Here is a 16,191-nt window from a genome sequence, read left to right as displayed (position 1 = left end):
TCCTCATTATAAATACCAAAAGTGGAAATTGGATAAACTGCTTAATAGAAAAATGTTTACTAGCATTACGAGAAACGATCCGATATTCCACTGTACAATTTTCTTACCTTGCAACACATCTGCCGCTCGTAAATATAAACCTGTGCAATACACAAATAGAACGACAAAAGATCCGATTACTTTCGTATCATACCAATGGAAATTATCCAATTTTGTATATCCCCATATACATCCTAATAAAATTGCTAGTAAGAAAAATGGAACAGAAAATAAATTTAATCCGTAAGACATAGATTCTAGCTTCGGTAAATTCCCTAACCTTCTTAATCTCGCATTCCATTTTTTCTTTTTTAATAGGCGATATTGTAATAAGTACATAATAGAAAAAATGAACGATACAGTAAACGTTGCGTAAGAAATAATTGCCATACCGACATGCACGTATACAAGTTCTGAAACTAATTGTTCCGCAAGTACTGGCGACATCTTTCCGAGCGGTGTAAAAATAGAAAAAGCGCTTACGCCAAATGCAACAACATTTGTAAAAAAGACTAAAAAGTCGATTCTCATAAATCGATTAATGACTAACGACATCGTAATCAATAACCAAACATAAAAATAAATCCCTGATAATAAAGTTAAAATTGGATTCGTTTCTGAATCTGTAGCCCTAAGCAACATAAAAATAGACTGCAGGACCCATACAATCGCAAGTAACCAAAAAGCAAATCGGTTCGCCTTTCGGTTACTTTGGAAATAATCTATAAAATATAAACTAATGCTACAAGCATATAAAATAATTGCAATATGATAAATAATACTGTTATTTAAAAAACTCATCCGATCATCCTTCCAAATTATAAAGATGGAACGGATGGTGTCCACACTTTTTTATGTTCTACTTCTTCCGCACAACTCTCTACGTCTTCCGTTTCTAAATCGAAAATCTTCGCAAATAACGCTAATTTTTCGCTAGCTCCCTCTTCAGCAGCTATTTCTTTCGCTACTAAAATTGGGTCTTTTAATAATTGATTAATAATACTTTTCGTATGCTTACTAATGACTTTTTTCTCACGATCACTAAGGTTTGGTATTTTTCGCTCTAGGCTTACCATCGTTTCACTTTGAATTGCAAGTGCCTTATCACGAAGAGCTGATATTAATGGAACAACACCAAGTGTACTTAACCACGTTTTAAATAGAACAATTTCCTCTTCAATCATAAATTGAATTTTCTCTGCTTCTTTCAAACGCTCAGCACGGTTTGCCTCCACTACTCCTTGTAAATCATCAATATCATACAAGAAAGAACCTTCTAGCTCATCAATCGCTGGATCAATATCACGTGGCACTGCAATGTCAACCATAAACAAAGGGCGACCAGAGCGCATTTTCTCTACCTTTGTCATCATCTCTTTCGTAATGACATACTCCGATGCACCAGTTGAACTAATTAAAATATCTGCTTCTAATAATGCACATTGTAATTCGCTTAATGATTTTGCATGTCCCATATATTTCTCAGCCATTACTTCTGCTTTCGAAAGCGTCCTATTCATAACTGTTACTTTACGAGCACCACTTCCATATAAGTTTTGCAGTGCAAGTTCGCCCATTTTACCAGCACCAAGAATAAGCACATGACAATCTGTTAACTCGCCAAATATTTTCTTTCCAAGCTCAACAGCAGCATAACTAACAGACATCGCACTTTCCCCGATTGTTGTTTCTGAGTGGGCACGTTTTGCTAATGTAATGACTTGCTTAAACAATTCATTAAAAATTGTGCCTGTTGCTTTAACTTGTTGCGCTTCTAAAAAGCTATCTTTTATTTGACCTAAAATCTGCGTTTCTCCGACTACCATAGAATCTAAACCGCACGTTACGCGGAATAAATGATCTATTGCACCATCTTGTTCAAAAATAGTTAAATATGGCGCGACTTCTTCTATTTCAAGCTGAAACCAATCAGCTAAAAACTTCTTAATATAATACCGTCCCGTGTGTAATTGATCGACAACAGCATAAATCTCAGTGCGATTACAAGTTGATACAATGACATTCTCTAACACGCTCTTTTGATTTTGTAATGTAGTCATCGCTCGCTCTAGTTCTGCTGCCTGAAATGTGAGTTTCTCACGAAATTCTACAGGGGCTGTTCGATAATTTACACTAACAACAAGAATATGCACGCAGCATGTCCCCCTTCACCCGTTTTATCACTTTATCTACTATCATAATACAACTTTCCTCTTATGAATCTGACAATCGTGTGAACAACTGATTATTTTTTAATTATTCTCCGTATGTAATAAAGGAGATTCAGTAACACTAATAAAAAAACTTCTACTTTATAATGATTATAAATTAATAACTCTATTTGTACGTTACCAAAAAAAGCCCTCATAATCAAGTGATGGAAACTATTCCATATAAATTATAACATCATCTTCCCTATCTTCTTTCATCATGAAGGAAAATATGTATGATTGTTCCAAAATGTAACAAAGACTTTCTCAATACAATGTATTTGACATTGTATTTCTTTTTCGTTATATTGGTTTTATAAAATTAAATTGTGCACAATTTAATTGGAAGGGAGTTATTTATGACAGAAGACTCTTTGCATCTAGATAACCAACTTTGTTTTTCTATTTACGCCTGCTCTAGAGAGGTTACTCGTTTTTATCGACCTTATTTAGAAGAAATGGGTATTACGTATCCCCAGTACATTACTTTACTCGTACTATGGGAGCAAGATGGACTAACAGTAAAAGAAATTGGAGAACGTCTATTTTTAGATTCTGGTACGTTAACACCTATGTTAAAACGCATGGAATCATTAAAACTTGTAAAACGTGTTCGTTCCAAAGAAGACGAGCGAAAAGTTTGTATTGAATTAACAGAACAAGGCAAAGATTTAAAGGAAAAGGCTTGTTCATTACCGACAACGATGGCTACAAACTTAGGAATTACAGAGCAAGAATATCGCTCTTTATTAATTCAACTAAATAAACTAATTGACACAATGAAAACAATTAATGATGGAAAAGGGGAATAAATATGGATAAATTATATACTGCTTCAGTAACAGCAACAGGTGGAAGAAATGGGAAAGTAGTTTCAGATGATGGCATATTAAATCTTGATGTAAAAATGCCGAAAGCACTAGGTGGTGCAGGCGGAGAAGCAACAAATCCAGAACAACTATTTGCAGCTGGTTATGCAGCTTGTTTCGATAGTGCATTACAACTTGTCATTCGTACAAAACGTGTGAAAGTAGAAAGTACAGAAGTAACTGCTCACGTTTCTATCGGAAAAGATACAGATGGTGGTTTCGGTCTATCTGCTGTACTTGATGTACATGTGGCTGGCGTTTCACATAGCGAAGCACAAGAACTTGTAGAAGCGGCTCACGGTGTATGCCCTTATTCGAAAGCAACACGAGGAAATATTGAAGTTACATTAAACGTACGCTAAAAAATTTAGCAAAACAAAAACGCGCGACATTCGTCACGCGTTTTTTGTTTTTGTAAATTTATGAATTGCTTTCCACGCTTCTTCTTTTCCAAGTCCTGTTTCAGAAGAGAATAGAACAATTTCATCGCCAATTTCAACAGCAAGCGTTTCTTTTACAACTTTTAAATGCTTTTGCCATTTCCCTTTCGGAATTTTATCGGCTTTCGTCGCAATAATAATTGTTGGGATTTCATAATGCTTTAAGAAATCATACATCATCACGTCATCACTTGTTGGTTGGTGACGTAAATCAACTACTAATACAGCTGCGTCTAATTGCTCACGAGTTGTAAAGTACGTTTCAATCATTTTCCCCCATGCAGCGCGCTCCGATTTAGATACTTTTGCATATCCATAACCTGGAACGTCAACAAAGTGCATCATCTCATTGATTAAGAAAAAGTTCAGCGTTTGCGTTTTTCCTGGTTTAGAAGAAATACGCACTAACTTTTTACGATTTAAAATTTTATTAATAAAGGAAGACTTCCCCACATTTGAACGACCTGCTAATGCAATTTCTGGTAAATCACTGTCTGGATATTGTTCTGGTTTAACAGCACTAATTACAATATCTGCTTTTGTTACTTTCATTGTTTCACTCCTACTAATGCGTGCTCCAATACTTCATCTAAATGAGATGCAAGCACAAACGTAAGGTTTTCTTTTACGCTCTCTGGAATATCATCTAAATCTTTCTCGTTTTCTGCTGGCAAAATAATTTTTGTTAAGCCTGCGCGGTGAGCACTTAATGTTTTTTCTTTTAAACCACCAATTGGTAATACACGACCACGAAGTGTAATTTCACCTGTCATACCCACTTCTTTACTTACAGGAATACCTGTTAGCGCAGAAATAAGTGCCGTTGCCATCGTAATACCTGCTGACGGTCCGTCTTTTGGAACTGCTCCTTCTGGAACGTGAATATGAATATCATTTTTCTCATGGAAATTCGGATCGATCTGAAGCTCTTCTGCACGAGAACGTATATAACTAAACGCAGCTTGTGCTGATTCTTTCATAACATCCCCAAGTTTCCCTGTTAAAATTAGTTTCCCTTTTCCTGGCGCTACAGAAACTTCAATGGCAAGTGTATCGCCGCCTGCTGCTGTGTAAGCTAGACCTGTTGCCATACCAACTTGGTCTGTTTTTTCAGCTTGCCCATAACGGAATATGTGTTTACCAAGTAAATCAACAATCTTTTTCTCTGTCACAACGATACGTTTACGTTCTGCTGTAACGATAATCTTCGCTACTTTACGGCAAACTTTTGCAATTTGGCGCTCTAGCGTACGAACACCAGCCTCACGTGTATAATAACGAATAATCTCAAGAAGCGCTTCATCACGCACTTGTAAATTACCTTTTCGTAAGCCATGTTCTTTTAATTGTTTCGGCAACAAATGCTCACGAGCAATGTGTACTTTTTCAAGTTCTGTATAGCCAGCAATCGAAATGATTTCCATACGGTCAAGTAATGGACCCGGAATACTTGAAAGTGTATTAGCAGTTGCTACAAACATAACTTTTGATAGATCATATGGTTCTTCAATGTAATGATCACTGAAGTTATGGTTTTGTTCTGGATCTAATACTTCAAGTAATGCCGCTGATGGATCTCCACGGAAATCGTTAGACATTTTATCAATCTCATCTAATAAGAAGACTGGATTAACTGTTTTCGCCTTTTTCATACCTTGAACAATGCGTCCTGGCATTGCTCCAACATATGTACGACGGTGACCACGAATTTCAGATTCATCACGCACACCACCAAGAGATACACGGACGAAGTTACGATTTAATGATGTTGCAATTGAACGCGCTAACGAAGTTTTGCCGACCCCAGGAGGGCCTACTAAACAAAGGATAGGTCCTTTTAATGAATTCGTTAACTTCTGTACAGCTAAATATTCAAGTACACGCTCTTTCACTTTTTCAAGACCGTAATGATCGTTATTTAAAATCTCTTCCGAATGAGCAAGGTCAATTATATCTTCTGTTGCCTCTGTCCACGGAAGCGCTAATAACCAATCAATATAATTGCGAATAACACCACTCTCCGCAGAACTTGCTGGTAACTTTTCATAACGATCTAATTCTTTCAGGGCCGCCTTCATTGTTTCTTCCGGCATTCCTGACTGTTCAATTTTCTCACGAAGTTCTTCTACTTCTCCGCCCTTGCCTTCTTTGTCGCCAAGTTCAGTTTGAATCGCCTTCATTTGCTCACGTAAGAAATATTCTTTTTGCGTGCGCTCCATGGAACGTTTCACTTTTTGTCCAATTTTCTTTTCTAGGCTAAGTAACTCTTGTTCATCTTGAATAATTGAAATAAGTGTTTGTAATCGTTCTTTTACAGATACAATCTCTAAAATCTCTTGTTTCTGCTTCGTTTTAATCGGCAAGTGAGAAGCAATTAAATCAGCTAATCTCCCTGGTTCTTCCACATCAGCTACCGTTGCAAAAGTTTCATTTGAAACTTTTTTCGAAACTTTAATATATTGTTCGAAATGCTCCAGTAACGTACGCATAAAAGCTTTCTCTTCTAAATCATCTTCTACTTCTTCAGTTACCTTTTTAATAGACACTTGTACTACATTTTCTTCTTCGATAAACTCTATTACTTCTGCTCTATGTAAACCTTCCACAAGGACACGAAGCGTACCGTTCGGCAATTTTAACATTTGCTTCACTTTCGCCACTGTACCTACACTATATATGTCATCTTCTTTCGGATCATCGATATTCATTTCTTTTTGCATTGCTAAAAAGATGATATTTTCATCCATTGCCGCCTGCTCTAGTGCTTGTATCGATTTATCACGTCCTACATCAAGATGCAAAACCATCGTTGGATATACGAGAACGCCTCTTAATGGTAGGAGGGGCACGATTCTTTCGTTCGTATTCATACTAGACATAGCACCTCCATAATAAATTAAACTCCTGTTCAACTATTTTATATTACAATACACCTAGATGCAATTGCTGAGATTCCGCGCAATTGTAAATAGCTTGTTTTTCTACCTCACGAAAAGAAAAAGACTCCGATTAAGCATACAAACTTAAACGAAGTCTGGCAAATTTTATTATTGTTTATTTTTACATAGATTGTGCATCTGTTTCGTCTACGTGAGTATGTACATCTAGCTCTCTATGCATATTTTCTTGCATAAACGTTAACTCAAATACTTCTTTTAACTTACGAACAGGAATAATTTCAATTCCCTTGATCGTATACAAAAATGGTTGCATATTTTCAGCAGGAATAATGACTTTCTTAGCTCCCGCTTTTTTCGCAGCTTTTATTTTTGCGTATACGCCACCAATAGGCTTTACTTCTCCGTGTATACTTATTTCACCTGTCATCGCTACTTCATTATTTACATACGTGCGGTGCACCGCAGAATATACACCTGTTGCCATAGCGATTCCTGCTGAAGGGCCATCAATTGGGATACCCCCTGGAAAGTTAATATGTATATCGTATCCTTCTGGCAACACATCTAAAGAACGAAGTACTGTTAATACATTATCAACAGAGCCTTTCGCCATACTTTTACGACGAATCGATTTCGTTTGACTACCAATACTTTCTTCTTCCACAATTCCGGTAACATTTACCGATCCTTTATCTTTCGCCGGAATTGCTGTTACTTCAATTTCTAATAACGCACCTGTATTTGGTCCGTATACAGCAAGACCATTTACAAGACCAATCCTTGGAATCGGATAAATGCGCTTTTCATATTTCGGTGTAAGCTGACTTGAGTGAACAACCCACTCTATATCTTCATCCTTAATGAAAGAACGTTCTTCATTTATCGCCATACCCGCAGAGATTTGCACGAGATTAATCGCTTCTCGTCCATTCCTTGCATACATCCCAATCATCTCAATACCATTTTCACCTATTTGCATTTCCACTTTTTCCGCGGCATTTTTCGCTACTTTTTGAATTTCTTCCGTATCTAATTCACGGAAAAATACTTCTAAGCAACGTGACCGAATAGCAGGAGGAATTTCCTCTGGCGAACGTGTCGTTGCTCCAACTAAGCGAAAATCTGCCGGTAAGCCTTTTTGGAAAATATCATGTATATATGTTGGGATCATTGTATTTTCTTCACTATAGTACGCACTTTCTAAAAATACTTTTCGATCTTCTAACACCTTTAACATTTTGTTCATTTGAATCGGATGGAGCTCGCCAATCTCATCAATAAACAAAATACCACCATGTGCATCTGTTACAGCCCCTTTTTTCGGTTGCGGGATACCTGCTTGCCCCATCGCCCCAGCACCTTGATAAATCGGATCATGCACCGAACCAATTAAAGGGTCTGCGATACCACGTTCATCAAACCGAGCTGTTGTCGCATCAAGTTCAATAAATGTTGCATTCGTACGAAATGGAGATTTAGGATTTCGTTTCGCTTCTTCTAATACAAGACGTGCTGCCGCTGTTTTCCCAACACCTGGTGGGCCATATATGATTACATGTTGCGGATTCGGACCACAAAGAGCCGCTTTTAACGACTTAATCCCGTCCTCTTGCCCTACAATATCTAAAAAGGTTGTAGGACGCACCTTTTCTGCTAGCGGCTCTGTTAAAGAAATCTCACGCATTTTACGAAGTTGTTCTAATTCTTTTTTCGATTCTCGATCAATTGAAACTTTTTGTGTTCGTTGATTTCGAAGTAAATGCCAGAAATACAATCCGACAATTACACCAAAAACAAGTTGAACAACTAAAAATATATTTGTCCAGCTCATTATTTATTTCCTCCCGCAATATTTTATCTCTTAGTATTTCCGCGGAGGAACGTAGCTAAACATAAAGAAAAACAGCAATTATAAAAATTGCTGTTTCCCTTTCGCATTATGCAGATGTTTTTGTATCAAGTACAGTACCGTCTTGTAACACCAATTTTGGCGGCTCATTATCAGCTACTGTTTCTTTTGTAAGAATACACTTCTCGATATCTTTACGAGATGGAAGTTCGAACATTACATCAAGCATTAAGCCTTCAATAATAGAACGAAGTCCACGAGCACCCGTTTTACGTTCAATTGCTTTTTTCGCAATTTCGATTAGTGCACCTTCTTCAAACTCTAACTCAACATCGTCAAGCTCCAATAGTTTTTGGAATTGCTTAACAAGTGCATTTTTCGGTTTCGTTAAAATATCAACAAGAGCATCTTCATCAAGTGGCTCTAGGTTCGCAATAACTGGAAGACGACCGATAAACTCTGGAATTAAACCAAATCTTAAAAGATCCTCTGGTAATACGTGAGATAAAACATGCTTCTCATTTACATCAGCATTTTTCTTCTCAGAACCAAATCCAATTACTTTTTCACCAAGGCGACGTTTAATAATCGGCTCAATGCCATCAAACGCTCCACCACAAATGAATAAGATGTTCGTTGTATCAATTTGAATAAACTCTTGGTGCGGATGCTTACGACCACCTTGAGGTGGAACGCTTGCTACAGTACCTTCTAAAATTTTCAGAAGTGCCTGTTGCACACCTTCACCAGATACATCACGTGTAATTGATGGATTTTCGGACTTACGTGCCACTTTATCAATCTCATCAATATAAATGATTCCTTTTTCCGCTTTCTCTACATCATAATCAGCTGCTTGAATTAATTTTAGTAAGATATTTTCTACATCTTCACCAACATATCCAGCTTCTGTTAAAGATGTTGCGTCCGCGATTGCAAATGGAACATTTAGAATACGCGCTAACGTTTGTGCAAGTAATGTTTTACCACTACCTGTTGGCCCGATAAGTGCGATATTACTCTTCGCTAATTCTACATCATCAATTTTGCTGTTAGAATTAATGCGTTTGTAATGGTTATATACCGCTACCGCTAGTGCTTTTTTCGCGCTATCTTGCCCGATGACATACTCATCTAAGATTTCACGAATTTCTACCGGTTTCGGTACATCTTTGAATTCTACTTCTTCGTCCTTCGCAAGCTCCTCTTGTACAATTTCAGTACAAAGTTCGATACACTCGTCACAAATGTAAACACCTGGACCTGCCACTAACTTTCGAACTTGCGTTTGTGTTTTACCACAGAAAGAACATTTTAATTGCCCTTTTTCATCATTAAATTTAAACATATTTTCACACCCCTTACAAAGTGCTAACCTCTTGCCTTCGTATGTACACGATAAATGTATCGTATGTAAATACATATTATGTCACTACGTGGCGAGAAATACAAATAATATGACTAGTTATGTACAAATAAAAAATTTTTAAAACTTTTGAAATATGTATATTCGACTTGTAAAGGAACTTTTCCTTCTCCATCGAAAAGTTTTATAAATATATTTCTATATTTATAAAACAAGGCACGATTTTAATCGTGCCTTGTTATTTTATTATGCAGCGTTTTCTACTAAGAAGTCTACAGCTTTACGCACTTTAAGATCTTCAGCTAAAGCGTCTACGCTTCCAAGAGCTTGCTTGATAGCGTCTACTGGCATACCGTACATTTCAGCCATTTTTTCAACTTCTGCAGTTACTTCTTCTTCAGTAACTTCGATGTTTTCAGCTTCAATGATAGCTTCAAGAACAAGATTGATTCTTACACGTTTTTGTGCATCTTCTTTCATTTGCTCTTTTAATTTGTCAGCGTCAGTACCTGTGAATTGGTAGTAAAGCTCAAGGTTCATACCTTGTTGGCTTAAACGTTGCTCGAATTCACGAACCATACGATCTAACTCAGTGTTGATCATAGCTTCTGGAATTTCGATTTCAGCATTAGCAGCAGCTAATTCTACTACTTCGTCACGTACTTTGTGCTCAGCTTCGTGCTTTTTGCCTTCTTCTAAGTTTGTGCGAAGTTTTGCTTTTAATTCATCAAGAGTTGCAACCGCTTCGTCTGCTTCTTTAGCGAACTCGTCGTTTAACTCAGGAAGTTCTTTTGTTTTGATTTCATGAATTGTTACTTTGAATGTTGCTGGTTTGCCAGCTAATTCAGCAGCATGGTACTCTTCTGGGAATGATACTTCAACGTCTTTAGACTCACCAGATTTAAGACCGATTACTTGCTCTTCGAAACCTGGGATGAATGTACCAGAACCGATTGCTAGAGAGTAGTTTTCGCCTTTTCCGCCTTCAAATGCTTCGCCATCAACGAAACCTTCGAAGTCGATTACAGCTGTATCACCGTTTTCAACAGTTCCTTCTTCTTTAACAACTAGTTCAGCTTGACGCTCTTGTAAAGATTTTAATTCGTTCTCTACATCTTCATCAGTTACAGTTGTTTCAACTTTTTCTACTGCTAAACCTTTGTACTCACCTAATTTAACTTCAGGTTTCACTGTAACTTTTGCAGTGAAGATAAGGTTAGCATTTTTTTCGAACTTCTCGATGTCGATTTCAGGATGATCAACTGGGAAGATACCAGCTTCTTCAATCGCTTCACCGTATGCTTTTGGTAAAATGATATCTAAAGCATCTTGGTATAAAGATTCAATACCAAAGCGTTGTTCGAATAATGGACGAGGCATTTTTCCTTTACGGAAACCTGGTACGTTAATTGTTTTTACTACTTTTTTGAACGCAGCGTCGATAGAGTTGTTTACTTCTTTAGCATCAACTTCGATTGTTAAAACGCCAACGTTACCTTCTAATTTTTCCCATTTTGTAGACATTTATTCTTTCCCTCCAACTATAATAATGTATGCACATACCTCTATAGATTAAGATCTTCATTATCTCTTTTTTGAAATAACAAATACACAAATAATCCTCTAGCAAAAGCTTTCAGATATAATGTTCCAATCTACTAATTGCCCAGAAGACAACTACGGTATATTTTGTTCGAGAATAATATGAAACATATTAAGTAAGAGAATTACACTTCTCTTCTCTTACAAACAGGCAGTTTTCTGCCTTTTGCAACCCTTACATTATAACATAGAATATGCTCGTTTCAAGAACTGAACGATTCTTTTTCATAATTATACGGGCAAATATCCTTCTCTTTCAACACGTAATAACCATTGATAGGCAATATGAAACTCTTCCAATTCGATATTGTATGCTGCCATAAGCTCTTCTTCATCAATAGCCAATCCGAAACGCTTTCTTCCAATTCTCTCTAAAACAGCTGACCAAATCTCTTCTTTATCCATTAATAGAGCGAATGGGAAAATGCTAATTTGCAATTCTTTCCAATATGTAACCATCGCTTCAAATATATCGGGATAATTTTGCTCTAATCGACTTGATAATTTATGTATAATGTTATTGGATTGCTCCTCATTATGACCTGTAAATGCTGGAATTACCTTAATCGTATTCCCAAACTTTTCTACCTCTATTTCCTCTTCTACCTGACTTTCTATCATTTTATACAAAATAGAAGTTTTCAAATAGGGGTGTTGCTCTTCGTCTATTAAAAATTTCTTTAAAACAGGTAATGCAAGATCTAAGTCTTTTAACGAAAGTCGCTGAATCGCTCTTAGCTTCTGTCCAAAGTTTTCTCCAAAAATTTCATTAGTAAACTCATCCAACTCAAAATTTGAATCCACTAGCGATGCGTCTCCCTCATTTAGCATACCTTCTGCAAATAAAGCAAGCTGCGCTAATTTTTCCTTTTGATCAGGCATTATATCTTTCGTTTGTAAAACCTTTTCAACAGTTTCAATAACACCTTCATAATCATTTGTTTGAACTAAAATAGTCACGTACGTTTCAAGAATATCACCAAATAAGACAACTCCTGTTTTAAGCAACTGTTCACATTTGTCTTTCGCTTCTTCCATACGTTTTAATTCGAGTAAACAAATAACTGAAGCTAATTCCGTTTGTTCCGTTTCCGCATTATACTGACGTAATATTTCAAAGCAGCGCAATGCATCTTCGAACTTCCGCTCTTTCAGCGCTAAAAAACCTTCATCAACATAGCGCTCTGATAGCTGCGGAAACAATACGACCGTATTTTCTTTTTTATCCATACGTCCGCCTCTTTTTCTTGATTTTAATTATGTTCAAAGTAAATATATCAAATGCGTAATGAGAACACAACATCCCAAAACTATTTGTTTGAAATATGAAAATATTCAATTTTTACATTCCAATACAAATAAATCTCTACTAAAAATTAAAATTGTACAAGTAAAAATCCCCAGCAACAAACGCAGAGGATTCATCATTAATGGAAAGCTTTTATAATTGTGGGGTATATTACAAGGGTAATAATTTGGAGAACAATAATTGCCATAACAATCATGCTAAAATAGAAGATTGGTTTACTTCGCTTCATTAAAAACATAATAATAAGCATCGTACAAGCAAACAAACTTAAGAAGAACAAACTTGTTGTCGAACTAAGTATACCACTTGGGACAAAGAACAATAACACTACACTACAAGTACCTATAATTCCAAATAACCATTCCATCCATTCACTCATTCCCTTTCCCTCTCATGGCTGTTTTCTCTAAGCAATCAAATGTTTCACAACATCAACTACATACGTTAATTTCTCATACGCTACAAATCCAAAAGCAACCGTCAAGCCCGTTACAACTAATCCTTTCATCATTTCTGCCTCCTCGTTTTATCGTTGTTATCTTCATTATAAAAGATTAGCAATTTCTTACCATCGAACTACCTTACAGTTACCTTACAGAATTGTAAGATTTCAAAAAGAGATTGAAAAACACCTCATATCGCTTGAGGTGCTTTCACGGAATTTATTTATAATCACTTGCAAAATTAACTTTTTCTCTTTGTTATTTTTCGGAGAATCCACTCTTAAACTAATAGATTTACTAAATAATTTAGGATCAAAATAATTATTCATTACTTTTCTTAACTTACCTTCAGATATTTTCGTATTACAAGAAAACAAAGGATGAAAATCATGTTAATATATTTTTGTACAATTAAGAATTTAATTTACAAGGGGGATTATATATGTTTAAAAAAATGGCCGCAGATGTATTAGGACTAAGCGATGTAGGTTCTGTTATTACACCTAAAGACTATGATAAGGTCGATGCCGATGATTATGTAATGCATGAAGATGGGGAGAAAATTTACTTTCTAATTAAATCGAAATCAGATGAATATTGCTTCACAAACAAAGGGTTAATTCACTTAGACGGTACAAGCGCAACAAGTAAAAAACGTACACTACGCCGCTTTAGCTATAGTAAATATCAAATCAAAAACGTAGCGCTTGAAACTGCGGGAACGATTGATTTAGATGTAGAAATTAAGTTTCAAATGGGCGATGAGCATTACTCAATTGATGTTCATAAAAAACATATTGAAGAATTAAAAGATTTATATAAGGCTTTACTTAAAATCGAAGAAATTTCATACGACAACGATATTACATTACAATATGCACACAAAAGTTTAGATATGGCATCTAACGCTTTCAGCCGTATTTCAAACGCACAAGTAAACTTAGCAGAGCAATTTAAAGAGATGAACGAGATCGCCTTTAACTGGCTCGTTGATACGAAGAAACAATATAATGTGAAAGATTATGGTTTTGTCTTTGACAAGTTTATTAACAACTAATTTAAAACAAACAAAAAACCTTGTTATCAAAAGATAACAAGGTTTTCTTAGCGCCCCAGGAGAGATTCGAACTCCCGCTCCGCCCATTTCCGTACTATTTTATATATTTTGATCGCAGTCTTAATATATCTTCTCCTTCGCGAATGCCTGCCGATCCCTTTCTCACATTTTTTACGACAGTCCAATTCGGGTTAGTTTCATCACCGATGTTCTGTACTGTAAAATTGCCATCACCATATTTTCGGTGACCTTCTGCCAATTTCTCCGTTAAATCATTCTCATTTGATCTCGCCATCTTTGCGCCATCTCCCTTTTTTATACGACCTTCTTAAACTATCTAACCAATCACAGGTCCAGTCAATTGGAGATTCTCGTTTTCCGCTTCTATTAATTGTAACACACTACCGAGAATAAGTTCCGATAACTGCTGCTCAATCGTACTAGAATGGTAAAGAGTTTTATAATATTGTAAGTAAACAATTAAGAGAATCTGAATTTGGATTTGAGTTCCATCATAAACCTATTGATTCTTTAAATTAAATAAGAGGAATAGGGCGCATAAATGGCGCTCTTTTTATTTAAGAAAAAGAAGTACATATGCAACTGCTTAATATCAAAGGAAAGGTCGCAAATATTAAGAATGAACTACACCTATAACCCAAACATCAAATTTTAGACAAACAAAAAACCTTGTTATCAAAAGATAACAAGGTTTTTTTAGCGTCCCAGGAGAGATTCGAACTCCCGACCGTACGCTTAGAAGGCGTATGCTCTATCCGGCTGAGCTACTGGGACATGGAGCGGGTGAAGAGAATCGAACTCTCGACCAGAGCTTGGAAGGCTCTTGTTTTACCACTAAACTACACCCGCATATGTTATTTTCTTTTCTTCGTTAGCGCCGTTGCCCTATCGACAATATTTATTATATGTATAACCACACATAAAGTCAACACCTTTTTTAAAAGAGGATAAATTTTCTTATCCTCTTTTAAAAACTGCTTGTTCAACTAGTTGTCCGTCTAACGTTTCAAAACGAACTTCCATTTGATTTTCATCCATTTCTAATAAAGAAAATGTCTTTTCTACACGCTGACGTGGTAATAAAATACTGCCTGGATTAATAAATAAAACGCCCTCGATTAATTCCGCACCTAATACGTGAGAATGTCCAAAGCATGCAACTTGCGCTCCCACTTCTTCAGCATGGTACGCTAGCGTTTGTAATGTCATTTTCACATTATGGCGATGTCCATGCACAACTAAGAAGCGAATTCCATCTACATCAGTTACAATTTCATCTTGAAAGTTAGCATAATCACAGTTTCCTTTTACAACACGGAAACCTTGCAGTTCTTCATGAGCAGGCGTTAGCTCTGAATCACCGCAATGAATCATGATATCTACTTTCCCTTCATATTTCTCTTTCAACTGCTGTAATTCCTTCACAGAGCTATGACTATCACTTACGATTAAAGCTTTCATCATTCTCTCTCCCTTATTCTCCTAAAAACCATTCCGGGATTTTTTCTTCTAATTTACGAAGAGCACGGCCACGATGGCTAATAGCATTTTTCTCATCTGAACTTAGTTCCGCCATCGATTTTTTATATTCTTCCACATAAAAAATCGGATCGTATCCAAAGCCATTTTCTCCGCGGCGTTGTTCTAAAATAAATCCTTCACATGTCCCGTTTACAATGACAGGCTTTTTATCACCTTCAGGGAAAGCAACTGCTAATGCACAATAGAAACGAGCTTTACGCTTTTCAAACGCTACTTCATTTAATTCTTGTAAAACTTTATCAATATTCGCTTGATCATCTTTCGGCTCTCCAGCAAAACGAGCTGAATACACGCCTGGTTTCCCGTTTAACGCATCTACAATAAGACCTGAATCATCCGCAATTACAATTGCATTCAACTGTCTACTCAAACTATCCGCTTTTAAGATCGCATTTTCTTCAAATGTTTCACCAGTTTCTTCGACTTCTTCAATATGCGGAAAATCGTGTAATGATTTCACTTCTAAATCAAATCTCTCAAATAACTCAGCAAACTCACGTACTTTACCCATATTTTTTGTCGCTACAACAACTTGTTTCATACT

General features: G+C 36.3%; 15 protein-coding genes and 2 tRNA genes. 3 read left to right on the top strand and 14 right to left on the bottom strand.

The features are described from left to right. Positions 1 to 6: 6 nt before the first annotated feature. Complete coding sequence (locus tag HMPREF1014_RS02085) at positions 7 to 840, bottom strand: cytochrome c biogenesis protein (protein ID WP_000008991.1); 834 nt, start codon at positions 838 to 840, stop codon at positions 7 to 9. Positions 841 to 857: 17 nt separating this feature from the next. Then, positions 858 to 2,192: a glutamyl-tRNA reductase gene (gene hemA, locus HMPREF1014_RS02080; RefSeq protein ID WP_000547867.1), complete on the bottom strand. Its 1,335-nt coding sequence runs from the start codon at positions 2,190 to 2,192 to the stop codon at positions 858 to 860. 416 nt (positions 2,193 to 2,608) lie between these two features. On the opposite strand from hemA, the gene HMPREF1014_RS02075 reads away from it, so the two are divergent. After that, positions 2,609 to 3,061 (top strand): MarR family winged helix-turn-helix transcriptional regulator, encoded by a 453-nt coding sequence (locus HMPREF1014_RS02075; RefSeq protein ID WP_000133916.1) that lies wholly within the window; start codon positions 2,609 to 2,611, stop codon positions 3,059 to 3,061. A 2-nt stretch (positions 3,062 to 3,063) separates the two neighbouring features. Further along, on the top strand, positions 3,064 to 3,480 hold the full coding sequence (locus HMPREF1014_RS02070) for an organic hydroperoxide resistance protein (RefSeq protein WP_000359781.1): 417 nt from the start codon (positions 3,064 to 3,066) through the stop codon (positions 3,478 to 3,480). 33 nt (positions 3,481 to 3,513) lie between these two features. Here HMPREF1014_RS02070 and ysxC read toward each other — a convergent pair whose 3' ends face one another. The 7 genes from ysxC to HMPREF1014_RS02035 all read right to left on the bottom strand — a co-directional run bounded on the left by ysxC (position 3,514) and on the right by HMPREF1014_RS02035 (position 12,951). Further along, on the bottom strand, positions 3,514 to 4,110 hold the full coding sequence (gene ysxC / locus HMPREF1014_RS02065) for a ribosome biogenesis GTP-binding protein YsxC (protein ID WP_000869116.1): 597 nt from the start codon (positions 4,108 to 4,110) through the stop codon (positions 3,514 to 3,516). Next, positions 4,107 to 6,437: an endopeptidase La gene (gene lon, locus HMPREF1014_RS02060; protein ID WP_000097284.1), complete on the bottom strand. Its 2,331-nt coding sequence runs from the start codon at positions 6,435 to 6,437 to the stop codon at positions 4,107 to 4,109. Before lon ends, ysxC begins: the two co-directional genes overlap by 4 nt. Positions 6,438 to 6,618: 181 nt before the next feature. After that, the gene (gene lonB, locus HMPREF1014_RS02055; RefSeq protein ID WP_000119179.1) at positions 6,619 to 8,289 is read right to left on the bottom strand and encodes an ATP-dependent protease LonB; all 1,671 of its coding nucleotides are present in this window, start codon (positions 8,287 to 8,289) and stop codon (positions 6,619 to 6,621) included. Positions 8,290 to 8,395: 106 nt separating this feature from the next. Continuing rightward, a complete protein-coding gene (clpX, locus tag HMPREF1014_RS02050; RefSeq protein WP_000472289.1) occupies positions 8,396 to 9,655 on the bottom strand; it encodes an ATP-dependent protease ATP-binding subunit ClpX in 1,260 nt (419 codons plus the stop codon). A 264-nt stretch (positions 9,656 to 9,919) separates the two neighbouring features. Further along, complete coding sequence (gene tig, locus HMPREF1014_RS02045; protein ID WP_000105215.1) at positions 9,920 to 11,197, bottom strand: trigger factor; 1,278 nt, start codon at positions 11,195 to 11,197, stop codon at positions 9,920 to 9,922. Between the two features lie 309 nt (positions 11,198 to 11,506). Next, positions 11,507 to 12,505: a hypothetical protein gene (locus tag HMPREF1014_RS02040; RefSeq protein ID WP_000358287.1), complete on the bottom strand. Its 999-nt coding sequence runs from the start codon at positions 12,503 to 12,505 to the stop codon at positions 11,507 to 11,509. 197 nt (positions 12,506 to 12,702) lie between these two features. Further along, complete coding sequence (locus HMPREF1014_RS02035) at positions 12,703 to 12,951, bottom strand: hypothetical protein (protein WP_001983650.1); 249 nt, start codon at positions 12,949 to 12,951, stop codon at positions 12,703 to 12,705. A gap of 518 nt (positions 12,952 to 13,469) precedes the next feature. On the opposite strand from HMPREF1014_RS02035, the gene HMPREF1014_RS02025 reads away from it, so the two are divergent. Next, positions 13,470 to 14,084, top strand: a complete 615-nt coding sequence (locus tag HMPREF1014_RS02025) for a PH domain-containing protein (protein WP_000473868.1) — start codon at positions 13,470 to 13,472, stop codon at positions 14,082 to 14,084. Positions 14,085 to 14,178: 94 nt separating this feature from the next. Here HMPREF1014_RS02025 and HMPREF1014_RS02020 read toward each other — a convergent pair whose 3' ends face one another. The 5 genes from HMPREF1014_RS02020 to HMPREF1014_RS02000 all read right to left on the bottom strand — a co-directional run bounded on the left by HMPREF1014_RS02020 (position 14,179) and on the right by HMPREF1014_RS02000 (position 16,188). Beyond that, on the bottom strand, positions 14,179 to 14,379 hold the full coding sequence (locus tag HMPREF1014_RS02020; RefSeq protein ID WP_000124460.1) for a hypothetical protein: 201 nt from the start codon (positions 14,377 to 14,379) through the stop codon (positions 14,179 to 14,181). A gap of 426 nt (positions 14,380 to 14,805) precedes the next feature. Then, positions 14,806 to 14,879 (bottom strand) — tRNA-Arg (locus tag HMPREF1014_RS02015). 1 nt (position 14,880) lies between these two features. Beyond that, a tRNA-Gly gene (locus HMPREF1014_RS02010) sits at positions 14,881 to 14,954 on the bottom strand. Between the two features lie 108 nt (positions 14,955 to 15,062). Then, positions 15,063 to 15,566, bottom strand: coding sequence for a metallophosphoesterase (locus HMPREF1014_RS02005; RefSeq protein ID WP_000645507.1), 504 nt, complete (start codon positions 15,564 to 15,566; stop codon positions 15,063 to 15,065). A 13-nt stretch (positions 15,567 to 15,579) separates the two neighbouring features. Then, complete coding sequence (locus tag HMPREF1014_RS02000) at positions 15,580 to 16,188, bottom strand: XTP/dITP diphosphatase (protein WP_000815944.1); 609 nt, start codon at positions 16,186 to 16,188, stop codon at positions 15,580 to 15,582. Positions 16,189 to 16,191: the final 3 nt, after the last annotated feature.

Source organism: Bacillus sp. 7_6_55CFAA_CT2 (genome assembly GCF_000238655.1).
GTDB lineage: Bacteria > Bacillota > Bacilli > Bacillales > Bacillaceae_G > Bacillus_A > Bacillus_A cereus.
This window is presented reverse-complemented; position numbering and strand designations above follow the sequence as displayed.

Excerpts from the sequence above, each read along its gene's own strand:
- HMPREF1014_RS02085 (WP_000008991.1), bottom strand. The coding sequence starts at position 840 with ATGAGTTTTTTAAATAACAGTATTATTTATCATATTGCAATTATTTTA.
- HMPREF1014_RS02075 (WP_000133916.1), top strand. The coding sequence starts at position 2,609 with ATGACAGAAGACTCTTTGCATCTAGATAACCAACTTTGTTTTTCTATT.
- HMPREF1014_RS02070 (WP_000359781.1), top strand. The coding sequence starts at position 3,064 with ATGGATAAATTATATACTGCTTCAGTAACAGCAACAGGTGGAAGAAAT.
- ysxC (WP_000869116.1), bottom strand. The coding sequence starts at position 4,110 with ATGAAAGTAACAAAAGCAGATATTGTAATTAGTGCTGTTAAACCAGAA.
- lon (WP_000097284.1), bottom strand. The coding sequence starts at position 6,437 with ATGTCTAGTATGAATACGAACGAAAGAATCGTGCCCCTCCTACCATTA.
- lonB (WP_000119179.1), bottom strand. The coding sequence starts at position 8,289 with ATGAGCTGGACAAATATATTTTTAGTTGTTCAACTTGTTTTTGGTGTA.
- clpX (WP_000472289.1), bottom strand. The coding sequence starts at position 9,655 with ATGTTTAAATTTAATGATGAAAAAGGGCAATTAAAATGTTCTTTCTGT.
- tig (WP_000105215.1), bottom strand. The coding sequence starts at position 11,197 with ATGTCTACAAAATGGGAAAAATTAGAAGGTAACGTTGGCGTTTTAACA.
- HMPREF1014_RS02040 (WP_000358287.1), bottom strand. The coding sequence starts at position 12,505 with ATGGATAAAAAAGAAAATACGGTCGTATTGTTTCCGCAGCTATCAGAG.
- HMPREF1014_RS02035 (WP_001983650.1), bottom strand. The coding sequence starts at position 12,951 with ATGGAATGGTTATTTGGAATTATAGGTACTTGTAGTGTAGTGTTATTG.
- HMPREF1014_RS02025 (WP_000473868.1), top strand. The coding sequence starts at position 13,470 with ATGTTTAAAAAAATGGCCGCAGATGTATTAGGACTAAGCGATGTAGGT.
- HMPREF1014_RS02020 (WP_000124460.1), bottom strand. The coding sequence starts at position 14,379 with ATGGCGAGATCAAATGAGAATGATTTAACGGAGAAATTGGCAGAAGGT.
- HMPREF1014_RS02005 (WP_000645507.1), bottom strand. The coding sequence starts at position 15,566 with ATGAAAGCTTTAATCGTAAGTGATAGTCATAGCTCTGTGAAGGAATTA.
- HMPREF1014_RS02000 (WP_000815944.1), bottom strand. The coding sequence starts at position 16,188 with ATGAAACAAGTTGTTGTAGCGACAAAAAATATGGGTAAAGTACGTGAG.